Source organism: Kitasatospora sp. NPDC085879 (assembly GCF_040686255.1).
Lineage (GTDB): Bacteria > Actinomycetota > Actinomycetes > Streptomycetales > Streptomycetaceae > Kitasatospora.
Window position 1 is genome coordinate 1 of the sequence record NZ_JBFBJZ010000108.1, and the last position, 14789, is coordinate 14789.

The following is a 14789-nucleotide window of genomic DNA, read 5'->3' on the forward strand; positions in this document are numbered from 1 at the left end:
CCGGGAGCAGCTGTTTCGAGACCGCCCGGGTCAGCGGCCACAGCCGGGAGCCGGTACCGCCGGCCAGGAGGATTCCACGCATGGGCAGCAGCCTATGGGAATGCCAACAGATAGTTGGCTTCTGGCGGACCGTCCTGCTCCGTCGGCGATTCTTTCGAGCTGTAGGGATTTACGAAGTAGAGACGGCACTTCTCAAGCAGGGTGCCGAAGTGTCATCCCCCCCACAGATGTTGGGCGAGGGTCTGAAGCAGTGGCGTGAGTCTGTCGATGATGTGCTGGTCGGTGTGGGTGTCGCCGGGCATGGACCAGACGGAGAGCTGCACGCCCACAATGCCGGTTGTCACTGTGCCGGACGCGAACTGCCCGAGGGCGAGCGTGGCAAGCTTCGCCGGATCAGGGTATCGGTCGGAGTCGGTGCTGGCGTACAGCAGATTCCAGTTGGAGTTGATCTGCCGGTAGCCCTGGGCGGCGAGGCTCGTGGCCGTGGGATCGGTGGGCCCGTACCAGCTGTCGATCGTCAGTGTCTTGTTAGGTTTTACGTGGGTGCCGGCTACGATTTGGTCGTTCCAGATCCGAGGTTGGCGGCCGTTGGATATGAGCCAGTTACCCATCGTGTTGTAGTAGGTGTATTCGGAGTCGCGGGCTTTGACGGAGTCTCCGTAGTAGTTGACGGTGTCGTTGTAGGCCATCCATTCGTCACCGCCCAAATGCCAGTCCCTGCCGGGGAACACGGGCAGCCATTCGGCGATCAGCGCTTGGGCGAAGCCGACTGCAGCGGCGTTACGTAGGTCAAGGCTTCCGGTGCCGAATGCGGTGGTGAGGCTCAGATCGGGACGGCAAGCGAGTGCCGCTGCCATGTGTCCAGGGGTGTCGATTTCCGGGACGATGGTGATGCCCTTGCTGCTGGCGTAGGCGACGAGCGTCCGCAGGTCGGCCTTGGTGTAGTGCTGCGGGGCGACGCATGCGGGGATGACGGTGGATTCGAGCCGGTAAGCCTGATCGTCAGTGAGGTGCAGGTGGAGCTGGTTGTAGTGGTTCCGGGCAAGGACGTCCACGATGGCCTTCAGCGTGGCGGGCTGGTACCAACGCCGTGCGACGTCGAGGCCGAGGGACCGGACGTTGGGAGGCGCTGGAGCTGGTGGGGGTTCCGGGCACCGCTGCCAGGTGCCGGCACCAGCCATCGTGACGGTGGCGAGAGCGGAGGCCAATATCTGGGTACGGTTCATTTCGGTTCCTTGTGATTCCTTGTAGCCGAGTCCGCGTTCACGTTCCGATTCGGTGCTGGTGCGGCCGAAGTCGTCGCCCGGGCCGGCCTCACAGGTCGGGCGAGGCGGCGAGCCCGGCCGCGCGCCACGGTCCGTATCCGTGTGCCCGCGCGCCAAAGGGGGTCACACTGCCGCCTGGGCAGTCACCGAGCAGGCGCCGAAGGAGTTCGCCGCCTCCGGTCCCGGGGCCCGCTCGACCTGTTTCCGGCCGCAGAGGGCCACTCGCAGTGGCAGCCACTTGCCCACGAAGAGCCGGTGCTGAAGATGGTTCCACCCGGCCGTTCGGGCGCCGTTCAACCGCCAGGACAACCTCCAACGCGTCGCCCTACCGGACGGAGACTCCGTCTCTTCGAGTGCCGGCTCGTCATCCGATGGCCACAGTGGGCTTGCACAACACTTTCACGCCCCATGCGACTTGGCGACCGGTCCATGCCCTGTGTGGGGGTGGCCGGTTGCTTGGTCGTGGCCTCCGACCGGGGTGGCGGCTCGCGTGGAGCCGGCCGGCTTGTACGGGCGTGGCCTCTTCGGTCGGCTGTCGTGTCCTGGCCGGTCAGGAACGGAGTGCATGGGAGTGAGCGACGGCTGAAGGGGTGAGCGGGGAGCGTGTTGTGCCATCGCGGGGCGTGTGGTCCTTGCGCTCGCGGCTCTGGGTGCGTTCGAGTGTGATGGTAGGTCCGGGGCCGGAGACGACTCGGCCGGCGCCGCGGGGTGCGAGGGTGTGGCGAGCGATGACGGCTCCGCGGGTGGTGCAGATCGACAGGCAGGGTTCGTCCAGGCGCCAGCTGACTTCGACTTTGGCACCCACGAGGCCGGGTGAGACGGCGTAGTGGTTGCCACGGAAGGGAACGAGGTCGTGGGAGCTGACGGTCCGGGCGACCTGGATCCTGGCTGGGAACGGGGCGGGAGGCAACGCGAGGCTGCGGTTCCCGGCATCAGGCACTCCACTGACCACTTCACCCGCGCGGTTGGGGAGTCCGATCTCCGGGTGGCGTAGGTCGAGCCAGGCGGCAAGGTGGTCCAGACTGCCCTGTGCGGCCTGGAGGCGGGTGTCCGGGTGGATGGTGCGCCACCAGAAGTCCTCGATGGGACGCAGCGGGTCCGGGACGGGAGACGCCGGAATGCTTCGGCAGGGTCGGCCGTTACTGATGTCGGTGCCGTAGTACCGGGCGACCTTGAGGAGTTCGGGTTCGCCCCTGCCATTGCTCTGGCATTTCGCCGCGAGTGAGGAGTCGAACCGCCAGCAGCAGCCGGTCTGACCCAGACGTCTGAGAACCAGGTCGATGGCCTCGATGACCTGGGGCAGGTCCTCGTTCTCGGCGAGGGTCGCACGCCAGCGGCCGCTCGGCAGAGAACCGACCAGGACGTGGGCGTGACTGCCCGCTCCCCACCGCGGCGGGGGGGCCGGCAGCTTCAGCCACGTGAAGCGCAGCTCGTCGCCGTCGGCCGGCACATCGCCGGTGTCCTGGTCTGGAGTCGTGTACCGGCACTGTGTGCAGATGGGCCGTAGCCGGTGCCTGCGCAGCGCCCGGGTGAGCGTCGAGTACCCGCCCTGGTAGCCGAGTGCGATGATCTCCTTGAGGAGGACGGTCGCCTCAAGGTGCGGGTCGTCACACAGACGTTGCTGGCAGTACGGGACGAACGGCCCGAACGGGTCCTGCGGGGAGTTTCTGACCCCCGGGGTGCGCCCCCCGACGAGGTAGGACCTCACAGTCTTGCGGTCGCGTCCCAGGGACCTGGCGATCGCCGACAGCGACCATCCCTCGCTGTGGAGCCTCCGCGCCTCCGCGTATTCCTCTCTGGTGAGCATCCAGGCACCTCGCAATCCGGACCACGCCATGTGGACTCTGAATTGATGACATTCAAAGGAAGCCGGAAATATAGCATGCGACGGATGCATGCTACGCGCAGCCATGGCGTTCTGTGATGGACCTCGCGCCCCTGGGGAGTTTCATGGAGCGTCCTGCGCCATCTCCGTCATGAATTTCGGAGGATTCGATTCGGGCGCCGACCGAAGAAATGTTTCTCCACGCCTCACTGCCAACTGGGGAATTCGTTTAGCGTACACCGTCGCCTGGCCCCGGCGCTGGGCGCCCGGACGAACGCCCTGGCAGTGGCGGCGCAGTAGCTGGTCACGGATGACGGCTGGGGAGTTTCACAGAGCGTTCGATCGATATTGTCACGGCTAGCGCCTGATCCCTGTTGGTCGAATCCTGCCCCCTGGACGCGGTCGATCTCGCGTGACGCCCGCCAGCCTGCGCGCCGCTCCTCGGGGAGTTTGACGTAGCGCGAGCGATGTCGAATATTGAATGAAGCCCGCATGCCGTATACACCGACCCCCGTGCGCAATCGTTGATGAGGCATGAATTCGACTCAGCAGCCCCGGGCGCCACTGCCGCACCCGGGTTCGGGTGTGAATCCGCCGTGGGATCCCGTATGCAGCCTGGGGAGGTGGCTCTTCGTGCCCGACCGCGTGAACGCCGTCGGTGACATCCGGCCCGGCTATCTGTGCCGCAACGGTGAGCGGGTGGTCCTCCAGCACTGCTCTCGCCTGCTGGCCGACTTCGTGCGGACGCTGCGCGAGTTGGAGGCCGGCCTCGCTGCCCGGCTGGGTGGGGGCGAGCTGAGGCCGCCGGCGGTGGGTGCCGACGGAGCGTGGCGACGGCGAATGTGCGAGACCGAGATCCTGAAATCGAGGGGGACATGCACGACCCGACAGGCGACCTCTTCCTCCAGTACGAGCACTACGGGACCATCGTCGAGGACACCGGTGGCGGCCTCCGATACGGCGATCCGGCAGGGCACTACGGCGCAGAACAACATGACGACCCAGCAGGGCACTATGACCGGTGTGACAGTGGCATGGTCTTCGATGCCCCGAGGCCGCCGTTCACCGTGACGGAAGGAAATGCCGACTGGCGGACGCGCGACACGTATGTGTTCCCCCGCCAGTCGCCGTTGCACAAAGACCCGGAGCCGATGGGAGCGAAGGCCGGTTCCCACTCGCCCCGGGCTCGACGTCGCCGGGATCCTGTGGCGGCGTCGTGGCCGCGGACCGTGAGCCTGGCGCTCGGGACTCTGCGCACGCTGGCATTCACCACCGTCTGTCTGCTGGGATGGATGTTCTCCTACGATCCACTGCACGACCTGGCACTCTCCCGGACGCCAGGGGTGCCGGCGCGATTGTGGCCGATCGTGGTCTTCGGGCCGTGGCTTGTGGGTTGTCTGTCCGTCCTGCGCGCCGCCAATGACGGTCGCCGTGTGGTCCACTCCTGGTTGGTGGTGGTCCTGTTCTCCACCGTCTGTTCCGGGTTGTGTGTCGCCGACGCGTCCCGTCGACATCGTGGTGGTGGGCCTGCCACCACTCACAGCCGAGGTCTGCCTGCATCAACCGGTGCACCGACTCGGCCGGCGCAAGCCACCGGGCCGGTCCGCCTCCCTGCGGGGTGCCCACCGGCCATCGCGCTGACATGCCCGGATCCCCGCAAGAATCCCGGCGTCGGCCAACGCCGGACACGGGCATCACCGGTCAGCGCCAGACGCGGACATAGTCGGCTGAATATGTGAACGGGGTCAGGTCGGCGGGCGGCTGGTGGTAACCGCCGGCCTCCACGGACAGATTGAGGATAAGGTAGGCCGTCCAGCCCCTGCCGGTACCGGCACCGTCGGAGAACACCTTGATCCCGTCGACGTACCAATCGTTGGAGGATTCCCCGTAGCGGACGCCGATCGTGACCCAGCCGCCCGGGCGGACATTCGGGCCGTGGTAGTAGAGCGCCGCACGTCGGAGTCCGTTGGTGAGCTCCAGGACGTCCGGGTTGTCGGGGTGGTACTCGAACGAGTCGATCTCGTTCGTGCCGTTGTACCAGGTCCACAGGGCCGGCCACGCACCGGGGGCTGTCGGCAGCTTGACCCGTGTCTCGACGTAGTCCCCGACCCGGACCATGAAGGCCTCGGAAGACCCCTCGGTAGTGAGCAGTCCGGTGTCCCAGGAGCGCCTGCCGTTCTCCAGAGTCCGCGAACCCGGCTTCGCGGTAAAGGTGGCCGCGCCGTCCGCCACTGAGACCGCCGACGGGGTGAGCCAGTCCAGCTTGTCGTTGTTCGGGTTGTGGTCACCGTACTGGTATGCGCTGGTGGCATCACCGATCCAGCGCGTACCCCAGGCGATGGGGTCGCTGAACTCCTCGTCGAACACCAGCGACCCGGTCCGGGGCGGGGGCCCAGACCGCACCGGCGTGGTCGCGGCGGGTCGGCCGTCGTGCGCGGCGCAGGCCGGTTCCGCCACCGTGAAGGCGAGCAGCGCGGCAAGGAGGGCTACCAGGCAACGGCCCGGCCTTGATATCAGGGCTTTGGGGGACATGGGAACACTTTCTCGAGCGTTGACTCGCACCGGTGATGGCCTCCACACCCCCAAGGAGAGCTGAGCCGAGGACCGGTCCGTGGACAGTGCAGACAGCGAGCGCGGTGTCGCGTTCCCCGCCCTCGCCCGGCCGGAGCCTGGAGATGGTCCGGCAGTTCGCGATTCCGACATTCATGCCGGCCGCACGGGCTGTCAACTCGTCCGTGGCGGTGGGATGAGTCCCGGCACGACGGCTGCATCGCCACAGTCCCGGTGCCCACCTGGGCTCGACCTGTTTCTTCCGGCCAGAGATGCACCGCTTGGCGAGGGCGCTCCCGAATCTCCCCGCATGGTGGGCAGTTGGAGTATCCGGGGATATTTCGCGAGCATGCACCAGTCCGGACGAGTGGCGATTCCAGGCCTCGATGACGGAGCGGACGGAACAACCACGAAACGCCGTGCTGACGCACGCCCCTCGTGTGCTGCGAGCCGGTACGCCGACCATACGGGCACCCGAAGCCCAGCAGCACACTGCCGTAGCTGCGCCGCTTTCCTTCATCGCGATCGGATCGGCCAGGACAAGATGCCAATCCTCGCGTGCCAGTTGCCCGGGCAGTACTGCCGGCGAAGGTCCGCGGGAAGCCTGACAGCGGCGTCCGCCCGACTTCGAGAGACCCACCGCTTCCTCGAACGGCCCAACTTGCCGTACGCCTTCTGGCCGATGGGACAGGTCACGGGCTCAGGACGCCCGGTGCCTGCCAAGACGATCGCGTTGCACGCCGGGACTGCGGAAGCGGGAGTCAGGCCGGAGCTCGCTCCGACCGACCGGATCCTGGCCGACGTGCTCTATCGGCGCAGGCTCGGTACCAAGACCGCATCGGCTGACACCGTGGTGCACGAAGGCTGTGCGGGCCGGCCCGTGCCCATGACGGCGGCCGCGAACTGGTGTCGTTGTGACGCGATATCCGGCCTGAGCTGCCTTGTCCCATCGAATCGCACCCGCAGTGGCACTTTCATCGTCACCTCGGCACACGTAGGTCGGCGAGTTGGCCGCTCCACCGCGGTCCGTGGGGACATCCGGCTGCAAGAACGCCGGGGCAACGACACGCACCCTGTCCGGGCCAGGCCGCACCACCGGCCGGTTTTCACCAAGCCTTTTCAGCGGTGCAGCTCCAGGGTGAGGACCGCCTTGGCTGCTGACGTCAGCCAGTTCGGACTGCAGCGTGCGTGTCGGAAGATCCTCCAACGCTTCACGGTGGCCATGCCGCGTTCGACGGGGTAGCGGAGTCGGGCGTGGGCTCGGTTCAGCGATCTCTGCCCGGCTGTGAGTTCTCCGCGAGGCGGGCGCCTCTTGGCTACGGCGAACGTTCCACCGGCGCCGGTGTACGCCATGTCGGCCAGAGCGGGGATGCGGAGCCGGACGCAGGTCCTCACGATGCGGTGGGTGCGGGCGGCGGTCAGATCGTGGGTGCGGCCAGGCAGCGCCCGTGAGATCCAGACGAGCCCGCCCGTCGGGACGGTGATGACCTGCAGGTTCACGCCGTGGCGGCGGTGCTTTCCGGAGTAGTCGGCCCGGCCGTCGCCGACGCGGTCGCACTCCACGAGGGTGCCGTCGACCAGCACGTACTCCGGGTCGGCGTCGCGCAGGGCCCGGGTCAGGCCGGGTGCCTTGCGGGCGAGGAGGTCGGTGACCTGGTGGACGTAGGCGTGCGCGGTGCCGACGCTGATCCGGAAGCCGGCGGCGATCTGGGCGAGCGTGTCGTGCTTGCGCAGGTACACCAGCGCGACCAGGGCTCGCTGGGAGGGCCGGAGCTTGCACCGGCGGTCACCCTCCCGGGTGACGATCAGCATCGTGACCCACTCAACGAGCGCATGCGGCAGGTCCAGTGCGGCAGGATAAGTGACCAATGAGGCTCCCTGGCTGGTTGCTTGAGACGTGAGACATCTCGCTCAACCGCCCGGGAGCCTCGTTCGTTATGCGCTCACGCCGACCGTCCGGCCGTCACCCGATCGGTGCCCGCCCTGAAAAGGCTCACCGATCGGACGACGCCACGCTGATCGTCCTCCGGCTCCAACTATCGCGCACCGCACCCGCAGTCCTTCGCCTGAGGGTCGGTCACATGACCCAGATGATGGCCGCGATGATCAGCCAACTCAACACTCCCAAGCCAATCGCTGGGAGCAAAGCCCTAATCGAGCTCCGTTCGTCCACATGTGCACCCTAGAGGCAGGAGGTTCGCCGTCCTTCCGGAAGCGCCGACGAAGGAGCCGTCCTTAATATCGGCGGCGCCCGCATGCAGCTCCACATGGAGGAGGGAATCGGTGCTGGTCGTCACCTCGACGCGTCGCTGGATTGTCGTGCCCGGGGTCAGTTTGTCAATGATGTAGTGACGTGCCCGCGGGGCGTCGGCGAGGTCGGTCGGGACATCTACCAGCACGAATGCCGACGCCGCCCCGTCGATGTTCGCTCGTTCTGTTTGGACGGGTGCACCACCGGCAGTCGAAAGGCTGCCGGCGGTCAAGGCAAGGACCACGGATGCCAGCACTGCCACGATGATCCTGCGCACTGGGGAGGACGTCTCCGGGAAATCATCGGTATGGTCAGGCAACAGAATGGGTGAGCGTCGAACTGTGCGTTCCGACCAGGGCGTTCCCGGGGATGGTGAGGGAGATCGTGGGATTCCATGTGGCAGTGTTGATTCCGGACACGCCGGTGGCGGTCTGCACGGGACCCGGTGGGTACAGCGGGGAGAGGTTGGCGTTCGTGACGCTGGCGGTACCGGTGACCGTGGCCGACGGGCTGGTGTAGCTGCTGGAGCCCGGGGCCGAGACTGAAATGTTCTGCGGCCCTGTGAAGTCAACCGCGTCCGCCGTAGCCGTCCAGCCGACAGTACCGCCGCGCCCGTCCGTCACAGTGACGTTCCCGATCTGGCTGCTGACCGTCTGGGGAGAGGTGCTGGCAACGACAATTCCGAGGCTGACGGACGTCGTTGGCACGATGATGTCGAGCGTGCCGGATTCGACCTGGGCGGTCAGCGGAGTGGTTCCGCTTCCTCGCATTCCTTTGGCCTCACTGCTTCGTGAACGCTGGGTCGGCGGCCCGAGCCTTTGCGGGGCGAGCATAAGGTAACCGGGCAACTATATGACGTAGCGACCGTGCAAGGGAAGGTAACCCGGGGATGCCGGATTCCTCGGGCGGGCTTAAGTTCCGCTGTCGCCGGCCTCGGCGCTCTGACCGGTCCAAGCCGTTGACGATCGCAAAATTCCCCATCCGGCGATCACGAAAATTCCCCACCGGACGTCAATTTATCAGCGGTTACTCCCCGTGAGTACTCGTTTCCGATATCTGGTTTGAAGTGGTCTCGGGGCTTTATCCTGCTGTGGTGTTCACGGACACCGGGCAGGCCGCTGAGCGGGAGTGCCGGGAGTGCCGGGGTTGCGGCGAGCGGCTTCGGCCAGGAGCGCGGCCGCGGGCGGTGCACGGCTCGTCGGTGTGACGGTCCAGGCAGTGGCGTTTCGAGCGGCGCCTGCGAATGCGCCTCGCGGCCGTGCGAGACGGTGTCGGTGAGACCCAGTCCTGGCGTGCGGGCTCGGCTACGTCGAACCGCCGGCAGAGAAGAAGCGTCCCGCAAGCCCACCGTCGCAGAAGGAGAGTGACCATGGCGCAGATCGGAACCGCCGACGATGGCGAGGCCCTGCCCGAGCGCACGGTCTCGCCGTCGCCCGACCAGCGCGTCGTCGTCCTGCTCTACGCCGACTCCGACCGCCCGGCATGGTCCAGCCGCCGGATCGGCCGGGCAGACGCGCCGGTGCGCGGCGATGATGGCCAGATGGGCGAGACAGAGGAGTCCATCCCCGAGGCCGCGCTTGCGAGGCTCTCCGAACTGCAGCACCTCGTGGACCGGGCCGTGCAGGCCTGGGAAGGCGGCGACCTGCCAACCGCGTACGACGCGGCCAACGCCGCCATGCCCGCCGCGGCGGGGGCGGCCGCCGCGCTGAACCGTCTCCTGGAACTCGACCGCGCCCGGGCGGAGAGCGACCAGGGCCAGCCGGGCGGCCCTGCCGGACAGTGGCTCGGCTGACCCACGGGCGGCCCGCCTCGGCCCGATCAGGTCGGCCGCCCTGCAACACACACACCCGTCTCACGCGCGTTGCACCATCGCTCCGCCGCCGGCTTCCCGCTGCAGCCCGCCTCGGACACCGCCGCGCAGGGTACCGCCCGCCCGGGGGAACGGCGAGGCGCCGCTGCGCCTGGCGCTCGATGCGGAGCGCACTCGCTGTCGCCGCTCGGTCGGTCCCTACTCGTCGACTGCGGGGAGAACGAACCGTCCGTGGTCGCGGTCCGCCGGCGGTCGGCTGGGTGGCGACGGTCGGCGACTTCTGGGGGACGTTCATTGACGGCGACCTGGTCATCGACGCCGCGGACAGCGAGCCCTGGCTCTCCCAGGACGTGCTCGACGCGGTCACGCTGCTGCGGCCGGCGCTCGACCAGGACCTCGCCCGACACGGCGCCGTGGCGACGAAGAAACTCCCCGGCGGGCAATCGCGTGCAGCCGTGGAGCGGCCGTCATCCTCCCACGCCCCGTCAGGATGCCTGCCGCGGAGGCGGCTCTCGGGTTCGCCGGCGGCGTGCGACGGTCCCGTCCCGGGGCCTTGTACCCGGCGCGGGTTTGATGGCGCTGTACATCCGGATGCCGCCGCAGCCGGTGCGGGTGCGCAGGAGCTGGGCGCGGAAGAGGTCTGTGCCGCTCTGGTTCTGTATCCGGATCGACGGGCGGCGTAGCAGGGGGTGTATGTCTGGACGGTGACCCATGCGGTCTGGCAGCCGACGGAGTCTACCGGCCGGACATGGCGTGATGCTTGGGCGGTGGCAGGAACGTTGCCCCGCCGGACACCGGGACTCGAGGCGGCCGTGGCCGACTGTGACGAGCTCCAGGTGGCGAGCCTGGACCCGGAGAACGACGACCGGGTCGTCACCGTGCAGGTCGCCGGCCACGCCGCACTGTTGATCGCCAAGGCCTTCAAGATCAAGGACCGGCCGAGCGACCCCAAGGACGACCGCAGGCCCGACAGGGACGCCGCCGACGTCGTGCGGATCACGACGGTCGCGGGCGGCATCAGTGCCACGTTCGGCCGGCTCGCCGGCCACCCGAGGGTGGTGAGGTCGCAGAGGAAGCCCGCAACCTCCTGCTCGACCAGTTCGGCTTCCCCCCGCTCGCCCGGCGCGCAGATGGCGGTCCAGGCCCTGGCTGGAGACATGCCCGAAGAGCGCGTCCGGCTTCACGCCACCTCCTACACCACCCGGTACCTCGCCTGATCAACGAAGCGGTGCCCGTGCGGCGCCCAGTGAGCATCGATGGTGGCGGACGCGGCCGCCGACTGCTGGCCGCCCCTGCGGGGCGGACTTCCAGCGAGGAGAGGGCTGCAGCGCTGGTACCGGTTGTCCGCCCCGGATGCCCGACATGCTCCTGCGGCCTGGCCGCGGCCGAGTCGCCCCGGCCGGCCGCAGGATGTGCTCACCGGCGCCGGTGGAGCCGATCACGTTCGCCGCCAGCCGCGCGGGTGTTGCGTTCCGCGAGGACCGGCACTTCCAGTTGCTCGTTGCTGGTCACTCGGCCGATCCGGGCATCGCCCGTCCGCCGCGGCATGTCGATCCAGGTGACGGTGCGGCCGTCGCCGGTCGCCTTGCCTCTACGGCATGGCGACCGGCGAGGAGACCGTCTCCACGATCACCGACCGGGTGCTGGAGGGCAGCCAGTGGAAGGTTGCGCAGCCGGTCGGTCGTGGCCTTTCAGCTCGGCGGAGTGCTCAGTGGGGGCGCCGTTGTGCAGCCCAGCTCGACTGCCGGCCCGGACTGCCCCATGGCACCAGGCGGGTGGGGTGGGAGGCCTGCGGAGTCAGCAGTGGCCGACGGGTTCGGAGACCGAGCAGTGGTTGCGGGCGAAGGAGTTGCTGCTGTCGCCTTCGCGGTCGACCAGGTCGGCGGGGGAGTTGCCGATCGCGTTGTTGGTCGCGACGGTGTTTCCGGTGTTGGCCACGCCGACCAGACTGTGGAAGAACACGATGCCACCGGACATCGGTGAGGCACCGACGTTGTCGCGGACCTGGTTGTCCATCACTGACACGTCCTCGGCGCCGGTGAGGAGGATGCCGGTGCCCTGGATGTGATCGAGCCGCCCGCTGGGCGGGCAGTACTTGTTGTTGGCGACGACCCGGTTGCGGGTGACGCTCAGCGCGCCTGCTCGGGGCACGGTCTCGTCACCGACGATGAAGACGCCGCCGCAGTTCCCGTGGATGTCGTTCTGCTCGACGCTGAGGTTGCGCAGGCGGCGGACGGCGACGCCGATCCGGTTGTCGGTGAGCCGGTTGCCGCTGATCACGGTGCCGGCGGTGTCGATCGCGCCGCCGCTGCTGTCGCCCTCGGGGTCCACGATGTTGGCGAGGAAGACACCGGACTGGCCGTTGCCGGTCGCCGAGTTGCCGACGATCACGGCCCGGGTCGACTTCTCCTGACTGATGCCCTGCTGGCCGTTGTCGCGGATGTAGGCGGCGCGCACGGTCATGCCGTCGGTCGCGGTGGCGTTGATGCCGTTCTTCTGGAAGCCGGCGACGGCAAGAGCCTCGATGGTGATGCCGCCGAGCGGGTTCTGGTCGGTGCCGACGACACAGACACCGTGTCCGGCGGCGGCGCAGATGGCGTCACCGGCGGTGCCGTCGGCGGCGTCGCCCGGGGTGATGACGCTGTTCGGACCTGCGCCCCGAAGCGTGAGGCCGGCGGTGGTGATCCGGACGCTGCCGTGGTAGGTGCCGGGGAGTAACTGGACGGTGTCGCCGGGGCTGGCCGCGTCGACCGCTTGCTGGATCGACTGGCCTGGCTGGACCACATGCAGGCTGACGGCAGCGTGAGCCGACGGCACCGCACCCAGGGTGGCAAGGATGGTGGTGAGGGTGGTCGTGGCGGCGGCAGTGGCCGCAGCGAGGTGATGGACCCGTCGCGTGGGCATGAGTGGTGACCTGCTTTCTTGCCGCGCTCGCGGGGGCGCTGGCGTGGTGGCACGGTGTGCAATGGGTGGCGGCCGGTGTGACGGCCGGTCGAATCGACGCTATGGGCGCCGCTCGGGGCCCGCCACCAGGGCTGGACCGCGGGACTGACGAGGCGTCGGCCGATGGCGTGAGTGCGGCCGTCCAGGGCAGACCGGGCGGTGCGGTTCACGTGGGCTCCACCGGGTGTGGGTGGTCTGCGACGTGCCACTTTCGGCGTAATCAGGAGTACGGGCGGGTCGTTTGACGGCCACGCTGGGAAGGTCAACGTCGGGGAGGCGACTGGGTGCATGGCTGCCACCCGCTCTTGACATGCCGCTACATCAGCTGCGGCATCCTCGCGACCGACTGGAGCTTGCGCTGGTCAAGCCGTTGGTCGGCGGGTCTGCAGTGGCCCCGGCCAGGGCGACTGCGGGTTCCGAAGGTCCACGCCAACCTGAAGTCCGTCTAGTCCGAGGAGTGCGCCCGCTCGCGCTGATCGGCAAAGCGGCACTGGCCAGGAGCTGCTCATCGGGATCGCACCGCAACCGCGAAGGTCCCCGTGACCGTACTGGAGTCAGATCGCTACGACCAGTGAAATACCCAGATGATTCGTCATCGAACAACTCGGGCGATCCCGTGCCCGAGGCATGAGTAGCCGCTATTCACAGCAAGGAGAAGCCAGGTGCAGAACCGTGAGGTCCAGGAAGAGCGTGTCTTGTCGAGCGCCCGCGAGGGCGCGGCCGAGCGCCCGCCGGGTGTGGTTCCCGCGCCAACGGACAGCCGGCCGCAGCAACGGATGATGGACCTGTTGCACGGCGCCCTCATCACGCAACTTCTCGTAGTGGCAGTCGAGTTTGACATTGCGGAGCTCCTGGCCGACGGGCCGATGTCGGTGTCGGAGCTCGCCCGCCGGTGCGGGGCGCACCCGCAATCACTGCACCGGGTGTTGCGGGCGTTGGCCGGCCAGGAGATTTTTCGCGAGGTGGAGCCCGAGACGTTCGCCCTGACCCCACTGGCCGAGACACTGCGCGCCGACGTGCCCGGGTCGGTGCGGGCCTGGACCAGATTCTGGGGGCTGCCCGAGAAACTTCAGGCCATCAACTCGCTGTCGTATTCAGTTCGCACCGGCCGCCCGACGTTCCCGCACATCCACGGTACGGACTGGTGGTCACACCTGGCTGCCCACCCGGAGCAGGCCGAACTCTTCAACGACGCGATGGGCGACATGGCTCGGCGTGTCCACGCCGCGGCTGTGGAGAACTGCGACCTGACCAGCGTGGCGCGGGTGGTTGATGTCGGCGGCGGGCAGGGACACCTGCTCGCCACGATCCTGCCACGTTACCCGGAGCTGCGGGCCACCCTGCTGGACCAGCCGTCGGTGGTTCGGGGCGCAAAGGCGGTGCTGGAAGCGGCCGGCGTCGCTGACCGGGTCGACCTGGTCGGCGGGGACTTCTTCGACAGCGTGCCGCACGGCGCGGACGCCTACCTCCTGTCGATGATTCTGCACGACTGGGACGACCAGCAGTGCGTGGCGGTGCTCGGCAGGATCCGGCAGGCGATGGCACCCAATGCCCAGGTCATCGTCATCGACGCCATCGTGCCGGAGGACAACAGACCACACGACGGGAAGCTGCGGGACACCGTCATGATGGCACTGCACCCCGGCCGGGAACGTACCGAGGCGGAGTTCACCGCGCTGTTCGCCGCCGCGGGCTTGCGGCACGTCGCGACCACCGGGCTGGCCTCCTCGACGGGCCTGCTGATCGCGCGGTCCTGACGGAGCTCGCGGCGCAGGGCCGGCCGGCCACGTACCTCGCCGCCCGCCCGGAGACGAGCGCCGCGATCGTCACCGCCGTCCGCGACGGTTCCGCCGCCGGATCTCCATCGCCCTCGACCTGCGCATCCACCGACTGCGGCTGCGCCTGGCGGGCACGACCCCGACGGCCCAGGGCATCCGGACCTCGGATGCAGCCCGTACCCGGTCCTGGGTGCTGCGCGGTTAGGTGCCCGGCCCGGCCGGAGCATGCCGGAGGCCGCCACCTACCAGGTGACGGCCTCGTGTGCCTTCTCAGAGGACGTTAAGTCCGTTTCTGGTAGCGGCCACGTCCGGGTTGGGCGAGGAGTCCCTGACGAACGAGTCGTCCCAAGCGGGAGCGGGTGACGTT

Annotated in this window: 12 protein-coding genes; 4 read left to right on the forward strand and 8 right to left on the reverse strand. The window is 68.3% G+C overall.

The features are described 5' to 3' along the window. The 7 genes from AB0P35_RS38885 to AB0P35_RS38915 form a co-directional block, all read right to left on the reverse strand. The coding region (locus AB0P35_RS38885; protein WP_363511923.1) for a sugar phosphate nucleotidyltransferase at positions 1-82 on the reverse strand (82 nt) is incomplete at its 3' end. 130 nt (positions 83-212) lie between these two features. Then, a complete protein-coding gene (locus AB0P35_RS38890) occupies positions 213-1226 on the reverse strand; it encodes a family 20 glycosylhydrolase (RefSeq protein WP_363520648.1) in 1014 nt (337 codons plus the stop codon). 589 nt (positions 1227-1815) lie between these two features. Beyond that, positions 1816-3072: an IS21 family transposase gene (locus tag AB0P35_RS38895; RefSeq protein WP_363520651.1), complete on the reverse strand. Its 1257-nt coding sequence runs from the start codon at positions 3070-3072 to the stop codon at positions 1816-1818. A gap of 1719 nt (positions 3073-4791) precedes the next feature. After that, positions 4792-5622: a beta-glucanase gene (locus AB0P35_RS38900; RefSeq protein ID WP_363520654.1), complete on the reverse strand. Its 831-nt coding sequence runs from the start codon at positions 5620-5622 to the stop codon at positions 4792-4794. A 1137-nt stretch (positions 5623-6759) separates the two neighbouring features. Next, the gene (locus AB0P35_RS38905) at positions 6760-7509 is read right to left on the reverse strand and encodes a transposase family protein (protein WP_363520656.1); all 750 of its coding nucleotides are present in this window, start codon (positions 7507-7509) and stop codon (positions 6760-6762) included. Positions 7510-7790: 281 nt separating this feature from the next. Continuing rightward, positions 7791-8153 (reverse strand): hypothetical protein, encoded by a 363-nt coding sequence (locus tag AB0P35_RS38910; protein ID WP_363520659.1) that lies wholly within the window; start codon positions 8151-8153, stop codon positions 7791-7793. A gap of 49 nt (positions 8154-8202) precedes the next feature. Then, positions 8203-8724, reverse strand: coding sequence for a hypothetical protein (locus tag AB0P35_RS38915; RefSeq protein WP_363520661.1), 522 nt, complete (start codon positions 8722-8724; stop codon positions 8203-8205). Positions 8725-9260: 536 nt separating this feature from the next. Between AB0P35_RS38915 and AB0P35_RS38920 the strand changes: the two genes are divergently transcribed. The 3 genes from AB0P35_RS38920 to AB0P35_RS38930 all read left to right on the forward strand — a co-directional run bounded on the left by AB0P35_RS38920 (position 9261) and on the right by AB0P35_RS38930 (position 10918). Then, a complete protein-coding gene (locus AB0P35_RS38920; protein WP_363520664.1) occupies positions 9261-9683 on the forward strand; it encodes a hypothetical protein in 423 nt (140 codons plus the stop codon). Between the two features lie 278 nt (positions 9684-9961). Continuing rightward, positions 9962-10384: a hypothetical protein gene (locus AB0P35_RS38925; RefSeq protein ID WP_363520667.1), complete on the forward strand. Its 423-nt coding sequence runs from the start codon at positions 9962-9964 to the stop codon at positions 10382-10384. A gap of 129 nt (positions 10385-10513) precedes the next feature. Then, positions 10514-10918 (forward strand): hypothetical protein, encoded by a 405-nt coding sequence (locus tag AB0P35_RS38930; RefSeq protein WP_363520670.1) that lies wholly within the window; start codon positions 10514-10516, stop codon positions 10916-10918. Positions 10919-11498: 580 nt separating this feature from the next. Here the strand turns inward: AB0P35_RS38930 and AB0P35_RS38935 are convergent. Continuing rightward, a complete protein-coding gene (locus AB0P35_RS38935; protein WP_363520673.1) occupies positions 11499-12605 on the reverse strand; it encodes a right-handed parallel beta-helix repeat-containing protein in 1107 nt (368 codons plus the stop codon). A gap of 701 nt (positions 12606-13306) precedes the next feature. On the opposite strand from AB0P35_RS38935, the gene AB0P35_RS38940 reads away from it, so the two are divergent. Beyond that, positions 13307-14401: a methyltransferase gene (locus tag AB0P35_RS38940; RefSeq protein ID WP_363520676.1), complete on the forward strand. Its 1095-nt coding sequence runs from the start codon at positions 13307-13309 to the stop codon at positions 14399-14401. Positions 14402-14789: the final 388 nt, after the last annotated feature.

Excerpts from the sequence above, each read along its gene's own strand:
- AB0P35_RS38915 (WP_363520661.1), bottom strand. The coding sequence starts at position 8,724 with ATGCTCGCCCCGCAAAGGCTCGGGCCGCCGACCCAGCGTTCACGAAGC.
- AB0P35_RS38900 (WP_363520654.1), bottom strand. The coding sequence starts at position 5,622 with ATGTCCCCCAAAGCCCTGATATCAAGGCCGGGCCGTTGCCTGGTAGCC.
- AB0P35_RS38895 (WP_363520651.1), bottom strand. The coding sequence starts at position 3,072 with ATGCTCACCAGAGAGGAATACGCGGAGGCGCGGAGGCTCCACAGCGAG.
- AB0P35_RS38935 (WP_363520673.1), bottom strand. The coding sequence starts at position 12,605 with ATGCCCACGCGACGGGTCCATCACCTCGCTGCGGCCACTGCCGCCGCC.
- AB0P35_RS38890 (WP_363520648.1), bottom strand. The coding sequence starts at position 1,226 with ATGAACCGTACCCAGATATTGGCCTCCGCTCTCGCCACCGTCACGATG.
- AB0P35_RS38920 (WP_363520664.1), top strand. The coding sequence starts at position 9,261 with ATGGCGCAGATCGGAACCGCCGACGATGGCGAGGCCCTGCCCGAGCGC.